General features: G+C 49.4%; 6 protein-coding genes and 1 tRNA gene. 5 read left to right on the top strand and 2 right to left on the bottom strand.

Going from position 1 to position 7,534, the window contains the following annotated elements; translation table 11 throughout:
* Window positions 1–43: 43 nt before the first annotated feature.
* A tRNA-Met gene (locus AB9F26_RS21800) sits at window positions 44–120 on the top strand.
* Window positions 121–750: 630 nt separating this feature from the next.
* Here the strand turns inward: AB9F26_RS21800 and AB9F26_RS21795 are convergent.
* The gene (locus tag AB9F26_RS21795; protein WP_369769079.1) at window positions 751–1,464 is read right to left on the bottom strand and encodes a response regulator; all 714 of its coding nucleotides are present in this window, start codon (window positions 1,462–1,464) and stop codon (window positions 751–753) included.
* Window positions 1,461–2,687 (bottom strand): ATP-binding protein, encoded by a 1,227-nt coding sequence (locus AB9F26_RS21790; RefSeq protein ID WP_369757938.1) that lies wholly within the window; start codon window positions 2,685–2,687, stop codon window positions 1,461–1,463. Before AB9F26_RS21790 ends, AB9F26_RS21795 begins: the two co-directional genes overlap by 4 nt.
* A gap of 181 nt (window positions 2,688–2,868) precedes the next feature.
* Here AB9F26_RS21790 and AB9F26_RS21785 point away from each other — a divergent pair, with 181 nt between their 5' ends.
* Genes AB9F26_RS21785 through AB9F26_RS21770 form a run of 4 tightly spaced genes read left to right on the top strand, consistent with a single transcriptional unit; the run spans window position 2,869 to window position 7,293 of the window.
* Window positions 2,869–3,885: an ABC transporter substrate-binding protein gene (locus AB9F26_RS21785; protein ID WP_369756316.1), complete on the top strand. Its 1,017-nt coding sequence runs from the start codon at window positions 2,869–2,871 to the stop codon at window positions 3,883–3,885.
* A 17-nt stretch (window positions 3,886–3,902) separates the two neighbouring features.
* Entirely contained in the window at window positions 3,903–5,387 is a 1,485-nt protein-coding gene (locus AB9F26_RS21780) for an ATP-binding cassette domain-containing protein (RefSeq protein WP_369769078.1), read from the top strand.
* Window positions 5,384–6,310, top strand: a complete 927-nt coding sequence (locus AB9F26_RS21775; protein WP_369769077.1) for an ABC transporter permease — start codon at window positions 5,384–5,386, stop codon at window positions 6,308–6,310. Before AB9F26_RS21780 ends, AB9F26_RS21775 begins: the two co-directional genes overlap by 4 nt.
* Entirely contained in the window at window positions 6,307–7,293 is a 987-nt protein-coding gene (locus AB9F26_RS21770) for an ABC transporter permease (protein ID WP_369757940.1), read from the top strand. Before AB9F26_RS21775 ends, AB9F26_RS21770 begins: the two co-directional genes overlap by 4 nt.
* Window positions 7,294–7,534 lie beyond the last annotated feature (241 nt).

Genomic DNA, 7,534 nt, shown 5'->3' with positions numbered 1-7,534 from the left:
TTACAAAAACTGGGATGCGAACTAAGGCAAAATGCCTAAGCGTCGCGGGATGGAGCAGCCCGGTAGCTCGTCAGGCTCATAACCTGAAGGTCGTCAGTTCAAATCTGACTCCCGCAACCATTGTTACAGAACAAGCCACCTTCGGGTGGCTTTCTGCGTTTCTAGGGTTCCCCAAAGATAACAATCCAGCAAGTTCAATAGCCAAGGTATCCCCGTCTGGGATCAGGGTGATACTGGTGAGGAGGTTACGGATGATCTCGCCAGTTTCTGTCCTTGTGCTAGGCTCATTAAAGGCGTCTGTGAGGTCGGCCACCTTGCTGCGATACATATCCGCGAGGCCAGGGTGGAGCAGAACGGGCGGATTTCTGTCCGTCTCTGCGAGCTTGGCCTTCATGCTCTGCTGGAGCATCCCATTAGAAATTGCATCGATAATGGCGTCTATCTGTTTGGTAACCTGTGCCAAGTCGCGTCCTGCTTTGGCGTGATCTTGTCCGATTGTTGCAGAGAGGCGATTGAAATCTTTCTGATTGGACCGCGCAAACTCGGCAATCAGATCAGCTGTTGAACCCAATTATTCAGCGTCGAATGCCCAACCACCAAATCTGATGAAAGCTGGGGCCGCGTTAAGCCACTGGTCGTGCCAATCCGCACCGCATCACGCCTGTGTGTCTCGGTGCCATTTTTTGTCTCCTTCATAGCAAACATAGCTCGAAAGAGGCCGGAACTAAACCGCGACAAGTCCACTCTCAATCATAGAGCTGACAACCAAATAGTCAGCTCTTTTTCTGCAGATTCTATGCTTTCGCTGTTGATAATCTGTCTTTTCACACCTTGGGCGATCGCTCGCACGCGCTTATTGACTCCAACGTCTTTACTGCCACCCAGTTCGACTTCCAGTTTATCATAGATTGATAATAGTCTGTTTTGGATTGTTCTCAGCGATTGCCCTCGACGTTCGGCAATCGACTTGTCTGGCAAGCCAAGAGCCACATCCATCAATATCGTTAGCTCTACATCATTGAGCATATTGCTGGTTTGCTTTTGACCCGTTTGAAAGTGATTAACTTCCCTATCGACAACGACTTGCCCCTCTCCCAAGACAGATCGTAGAGCCAATTGTAGTTTCGTTTCGTTCGTAGTTTTGAGCAGGTAACCGTAAGCTGCACCGTTCGGGACAATACGAGTTATGCCGTGCAAATAAGCTTCATCGGAGTAGTTCGACCAAAACAAAATTCTCGTGTTGGGACGCTCCGCCCATATTGTCCTTGCTGCCTCGATGCCATTTCGCTCCTTCATACGAAGGTCCATGATGACGCGCGAAACATCCTGATCACGAGCCAGTCTCTCGCCATCCTTGCCGTTCCTGGCGACCAAAACTTCATCCACCTCAGGTAGAGCAGCGTGCACCATTCCCATCATGTAATTTGAGTGCATAGCATCGTCTTCGATGAGTAGAACTTTCATGCGCTTCCCCTCTCAGGATCGACGGCCCTTGGCGGCAAAACGACCCCAATCAATGTGCCATCAGTTTCGTCAAGCGTGAACAGTGCTCCTATGAGGCGCGCCCGCGTCCGCATGTGTTCTAGCCCCCCAGAGCCAACTCTCGATGGGTCGTTGATCGAAAATTGACCATTATCTTGAACCTGAATGATCAACTCACCTTTGTCAGATCGTGATATCACTATCCGTATGGCCGAGGCCTGCGCGTGCATGACAGCATTATTAATTGCTTCTTGTACAATCCTGTAGAGCGCAGTTCTTATAGCTGCCGGAAGATGGTCGATTTGATCCTGAGTCTCGTCGGTGACTTCGGTCTCAACGCCCGAACTGGTTTTGAGAGCTTGTTGAAGGTGCGTGCGGATAGCGTGTTGAAATCCAAATAGCTCCAAGATGGAAGGTATCGAGGTATCAATTATCTCTCGTAAACCTTGAATGCATACTTGCAACCGATCATGAATTTCACCTATTTTGTCTATTGACTTAATCGTTTGAAAGTCTCGGGCGATCCTAGTCAAATCGGCCAACGTCTGGTCATGCAGATCCATACCAATGCGTTGACGTTCTTGTTCTAGGGCTTCTGTTAAACTGAGAGCCCCTCGAATTAGGCCCTCTTCACGCATCAAGGTTTCCGTCCGGGCAATTGCTTCGTTCTTAGCTCGTTCGTTCGACCGCAAGGCTAAGAAATATGGTGAAAGCACGTCAGCTATGTTGCGAACCTCTTCTATTGTGTCCTCGTCATAAACGTCTTCTTCTTTTGAAGAGCAGTTTAGCGACCCAATCGTTCTTCCATGAAGTTTCATGGCGACATTCACGCGACTCCTCAACGAATGCCGGGTGATGGGTTCACTCATCGCACCGGGGAATATGTATCGTGCGTCCGTCGTGGCATCCCCAGTGATCATTGCGTCTAAGTTCCCCATCAGGATTTCTTTGACCGGCGATGCAGAAATTAATGACCTTGATGAACCCCACCTTGTTCTTAGCCCTACTTCAAACGTTGTGTTCCAAAGACGATCTTCATCTATCAAGCAGACATCCAAATGGTCGACCTTGATCAGCCGCTCGATTACATCTTTCACAGAGCAGAGTGCGTCGCGAATATCCAGCTTTCCAGCAAGGTGGTTCGAGATTTTGAGGTAGTTTGCAGACTTTGACATTTGATACTTTTCTTGAATAGCTAACCTCATGCTATGACATCAACTTCACCAATAGAATGCGGGCATCCGCATATTAGATGCGGGAATCCGCATTCTTTTCTGCGGGGGTTACTCTGTCACCCATCATGAACAAGCTTCATTATGGGTTACCGCCATAATTGCGGCACTGATATTAATGGAGAGCGGCGGGAGGTCGCTCAGTGGAGGAACTATGACTTTTAAGACTTTTCTGCTTGGCGCTACCGCCGGGCTAACCATCGTTGCATCGGCTCCTGCCTTTGCTGACACATCAGAAAAACGCATTGCACTTTCAAACAACTATGCGGGTAACTCCTGGCGTCAAGCAATGCTCGAAAGCTGGAGCAAAAATGGCGACGCAGCTATCGAAGCGGGCCTAATCGCGGCTGCAGATGCTTTCACAACTTCTGAAAATCAAGCGACGGAGCAAGCCGCCCAGATTCAAAACATGATCTTGCAAGGCTACGATGCAATCGTTTTGAACGCTGCTTCACCAACTGCTTTGAACGGCGCAGTTCAGGAAGCCTGTGACGCTGGTGTTATCGTCGTTTCCTTCGACGGTATTGTTGAGGCGGATTGCGCGTGGAGTATCGCCGTCGATTTCCGCGGCATGGGCCGCTCACAAATCGAATATCTTGCAGAACGTTTCCCTGAAGGCGGAAACATTCTAGAGATCCGTGGTCTTGCTGGCGTCTTTGTGGATGATGAAATTCATGCGGGCATTGAAGAGGCTGTCGCAGAGAACGGAAAGTTCACGATTGTAGGATCAGTTCATGGTGACTGGGCGCAAGACGTCGCGCAGAAAGCAGTCGCTGGTGTACTTCCAACTCTACCAGATGTTGTCGCAGTGGCAACGCAGGGTGGTGACGGATATGGCACTGCACAAGCTTTCTTGGCAACAGATCGCGAACTCCCAACGATCATCATGGGCAATCGGCAAGATGAGTTGCTTTGGTGGCAAGAAGCGCGCGACGAAAGTGGTTACGAAACAACGTCACTTTCTATTGCGCCTGGCATGAGCACATTGGCATTTTGGGTGGCTCAGCAAATTCTTGACGGCAACGAAGTTCCAAAAGATATGGTTGTCCCGTTCCTGACCGTGACTCCAGCATCGCTTGATAGCGCTTTGAAAACAACGCCTGAAGGTTCTGTAGCCAACACAGAGTATTCGCTTGAAGACACAATTGCGGCTATCGAAGCGGCAAATTAAGAGCGAGAAACTTCTCTATGCTGAATGCAAATGCAAAAACCGGCGAGCCTCCCTCACCAGTGGTTGCTCTGCAAGACGCGCGCATGGTCTTTGGGGCCGTGCGCGCACTTGACGGAGTTAGCTTAACCCTCTCCGAAGGCGAATGCCTTGGACTGGTTGGCCATAACGGTGCTGGCAAGTCGACGCTTGTCAACGTAATCAACGGCAGGCTAACGCCGACTTCTGGATCGGTTGAGTATCCGGAAACGATGGGCAAGGGACTGCCCTCCAAAAATTCAATTCTCGCCCATGAGACCGGAATTCGGAGCGTCTTCCAAGAACTGTCTTTGTGCCCAAACTTAACGGTGCTCGAAAATTTTCGAGTTCCCTACAAGGGGATGAAGACAGCTGGCTGGCGCAAAATTGCGCGGCTAAGAGTTATTGAATCCTTGAATGAAATTTTTCCTGATCACGGTATAAAAGCCGATACTACGGTTGGCGACCTAACCATTGCTGAGCGACAAATGGTAGAGATTGCAATTGCATTCTCGCTCCGTGATTCAGCTCCATCAATGGTTATTTTAGATGAACCTACATCATCACTTGATGCAGCCATCGCAGCCCAACTGCTCGAACATATTAAGAAATTTTGCGCCAATGGCGGAACCATCGTTTTTATCACACATATGATGGGCGAAATTTTTGAAGTCGCGAGCCGTATTGTCGTGATGAAGGACGGCCTAGTGACCGAAGACCGACCGACCTCCGACTTCTCCCGTCAGAGCTTAGTCGATGCCATGGGTCACGTCGTTGCGGGTGGTTCTACCTCCACTTCCGCTGCCCGCAACGATAAAACATTGGGCGACCAAATCGTTGATGCACCGCCGGGCATCAAAGCACGGAAAGGCGAAATTGTTGGTTTGGCCGGTCTTGCTGGTCATGGCCAAGCTGAAGCGCTAGCAAATTTCTATCTTACGCAGACATCAGCATGGCGGGCAAAGAAAGCTCCGCAAGCGGCATTTGTCGCCGGAGATAGAACGCGTGATGGCATTATGCCTCTGTGGTCGATAGCGAGAAATTTGACTCTTAAATCTCTTGTCGAATTCAGTGGAAACTGGTTCGTCAACAAGGAAGCCGAATCCACGCTCGTTGCCTCTTGGAAAGATCGTATTGGCATTCGCACAGATGACGTAAGTAATCCTATTTTGTCTCTTTCTGGCGGGAACCAGCAAAAGGTTCTTTTCGCTAAAGCATTGGCCTCCTCTGCTCCAATTGTTGTGATGGACGATCCCATGCGTGGTGTTGATGTCGGAACAAAGCAGGATGTCTACAAGATGATAAAGCGAGAGGCCGGGGATGGTAGAACCTTCCTTTGGTACTCAACTGAGACAGACGAGGTTTGCCAGTGCGATCGGGTATTTGTGTTCCGAGATGGTGAAATTTCAGCTGAACTCACTGGATCAAATATCAATGAAGAGAACATCCTCAAAGCTTCCTTTGAGTTTCGGGAGACTACAGGATGAACAAAGATACACTTAGAATATTGTTACCAGTGATTTCGTTGGCAGCCCTGCTAGCGGCTGTTTGCTACCTGCAACCCCGGTCCATGAGCTATTTTGGCCTAAATCTTTTGTTCAATTTGGCTGTTCCCGTTGCTTTGGCGACAATAGCTCAAATGATGATCATCATGGTCAATGACATTGATCTCTCAATTGGCGCGTTCGTCAGCTTTTGCGCGTGTGTAACAGCGACATTAGTTCAGGATACGCCTCTACTTGGGTATGCTGTTCTTTTCGCTGCCATCTGTGGATACGCAGCAATTGGCGCAATCATTCAAGCAAGAAACCTGCCAGCAATCGTCGTTACCCTCGGGATGTCGTTCGTCTGGGGCGGCCTTGCGGTCTTGATCTTGCCATCACCCGGCGGCTCGTCTCCTGAGTGGATTAGGTTCCTTATGAAATCAAAGCCGCCGCTTATACCGATGGCGATAATTGCACCCATCTTGATCGCTTTTCTCACCCATATGCTCATAAAAAGATCTTCATTTGGAGTTCTTCTGCGAGGTGTCGGAGGGAACGATAGGGCGATGGCTCGATCTGGATGGTCTCTCATACAGCTCAAAGCTTCTGCTTATGCATTAGCTGGCCTATTCGGTGTGTTGTCGGGGATGGCGTTAGTAGGTCTTGCTACGTCCGCCGATGCAAACATAGCTCTGAGATATACCCTCCTTTCTGTTGCTGGTGTCATACTCGGCGGGGGAGAGTTTACGGGTGGGCGTGTTTCACCGATTGGGGCGGTTATTGGTGCTCTGACATTAACACTTGCAGCTAGTTTCTTGTCCTTCTTACGGCTTTCGTCCGACTGGCAAATTGGGTCTCAGGGAGCGATTTTGATCCTTGTTCTAGCAGTTCGCCTCTTCTTTACGAGAAAGGAGCGCATGTCGTGAGCTCAGCAACAAACTTAAAAGGCGGCTCCGGTCCCCTAAAAATAGTCAAAAAAATCATCTCAAAACCTTGGATATGGGCGTTTGTAGCAGCTTTGGCTGCCTTCACGATGACCATGTTGCTTTCGGGCGGGCAGGGCGCAACTTCGCTTGCATACTCTGCCGCTACATTTGCTTCCTTCGCTGCGATCGTAGGTGTCGGGCAGATGCTAGTAATCACCCTTGGCCCAGGAAATGTTGATCTTTCAATTCCAGCGAATATGACTCTCTCAGCAACGCTTGCGCTTAAGTTCATGGATACAGAGAACAGTCTGATCATCCCTGGAGTGTTTGTCGCGTTAGCCGTCGGATTGGGATGTGGGTTGTTTAACTTCGGTCTCATTTTGCTTTTGCGGATTCCTCCGATTATCGCAACACTGTCTGCATCTTTCATCTTTCAGTCGTTAGCAATTTGGTCAAATCGAGGCATCAGAGTTAAGCCTCCCGAAGCTTTGGCGGATTTCACTACTGGTGGGATTTTAGGGATCCCTAATGTGGCTCTAGTTGCTCTCTTCTTGGCCTTTTTTGCTTGGATTCTAGTGGAACGATCTATCGCCGGTCGTTGGATACTATCAATTGGACAGAATCTTCGTGCGGCTCAACTCAGCGGCGTTCCCGTTAGCTTGGTTCGATTTGGAGTCTATGTAAGCTGTGCGATGTGTGCCTCGCTTGCGGGCTTCTTGTTGGCTAATTTTTCCGGCGGGGCCGCATTGAACATGGGTGCAGAATACATGCTGATGTCCATTGCTGTTGTTGTCATTGGTGGATCTTCAATTGGTGGTGGCAACTCCAACATTCCAGGCATTTGGGGAGCGTCACTATTCATGTTCCTCGTCGTCTCGATGCTTAATTCCTATGGATTCGGCGCGGGCGTAAGATTGATTATGACTGGATTGATCATTGTCGGCGTAGTCTCATTGGCTAGTAAGAGGAGCGACGCAGCATGATGAACAATGATGTCTACGAAGTACGAGATAAACGCTTCTATGAAGTGACCCTCCCAGACGCGGAGTTGAAGCAGATATCCTCCGGACATCTTTGGACAGAGGGTCCTGTTTGGTTCAGTCTGAAGTGGTCCGGCAAATTTGGACAAGGTGCTAAGGTGTATCCAACACAAGAGAATGGATACGAGAATGACGAAACGACGGAACTTTTCAGACAAGTTTAAAGCTTCTGTGGCGCTTGAGG

It is taken from the genome of Falsihalocynthiibacter sp. BN13B15 (genome assembly GCF_041205415.1).
In the GTDB taxonomy this organism is placed as follows: Bacteria; Pseudomonadota; Alphaproteobacteria; order Rhodobacterales; family Rhodobacteraceae; genus Falsihalocynthiibacter; species Falsihalocynthiibacter arcticus.
This window is presented reverse-complemented; position numbering and strand designations above follow the sequence as displayed.

What these genes read in the sequence shown, in the direction of transcription:
- AB9F26_RS21795 (WP_369769079.1), bottom strand. Translation starts at nt 1,464, where the DNA reads ATGAAAGTTCTACTCATCGAAGACGATGCTATGCACTCAAATTACATG.
- AB9F26_RS21790 (WP_369757938.1), bottom strand. Translation starts at nt 2,687, where the DNA reads ATGAGGTTAGCTATTCAAGAAAAGTATCAAATGTCAAAGTCTGCAAAC.
- AB9F26_RS21785 (WP_369756316.1), top strand. Translation starts at nt 2,869, where the DNA reads ATGACTTTTAAGACTTTTCTGCTTGGCGCTACCGCCGGGCTAACCATC.
- AB9F26_RS21780 (WP_369769078.1), top strand. Translation starts at nt 3,903, where the DNA reads ATGCTGAATGCAAATGCAAAAACCGGCGAGCCTCCCTCACCAGTGGTT.
- AB9F26_RS21775 (WP_369769077.1), top strand. Translation starts at nt 5,384, where the DNA reads ATGAACAAAGATACACTTAGAATATTGTTACCAGTGATTTCGTTGGCA.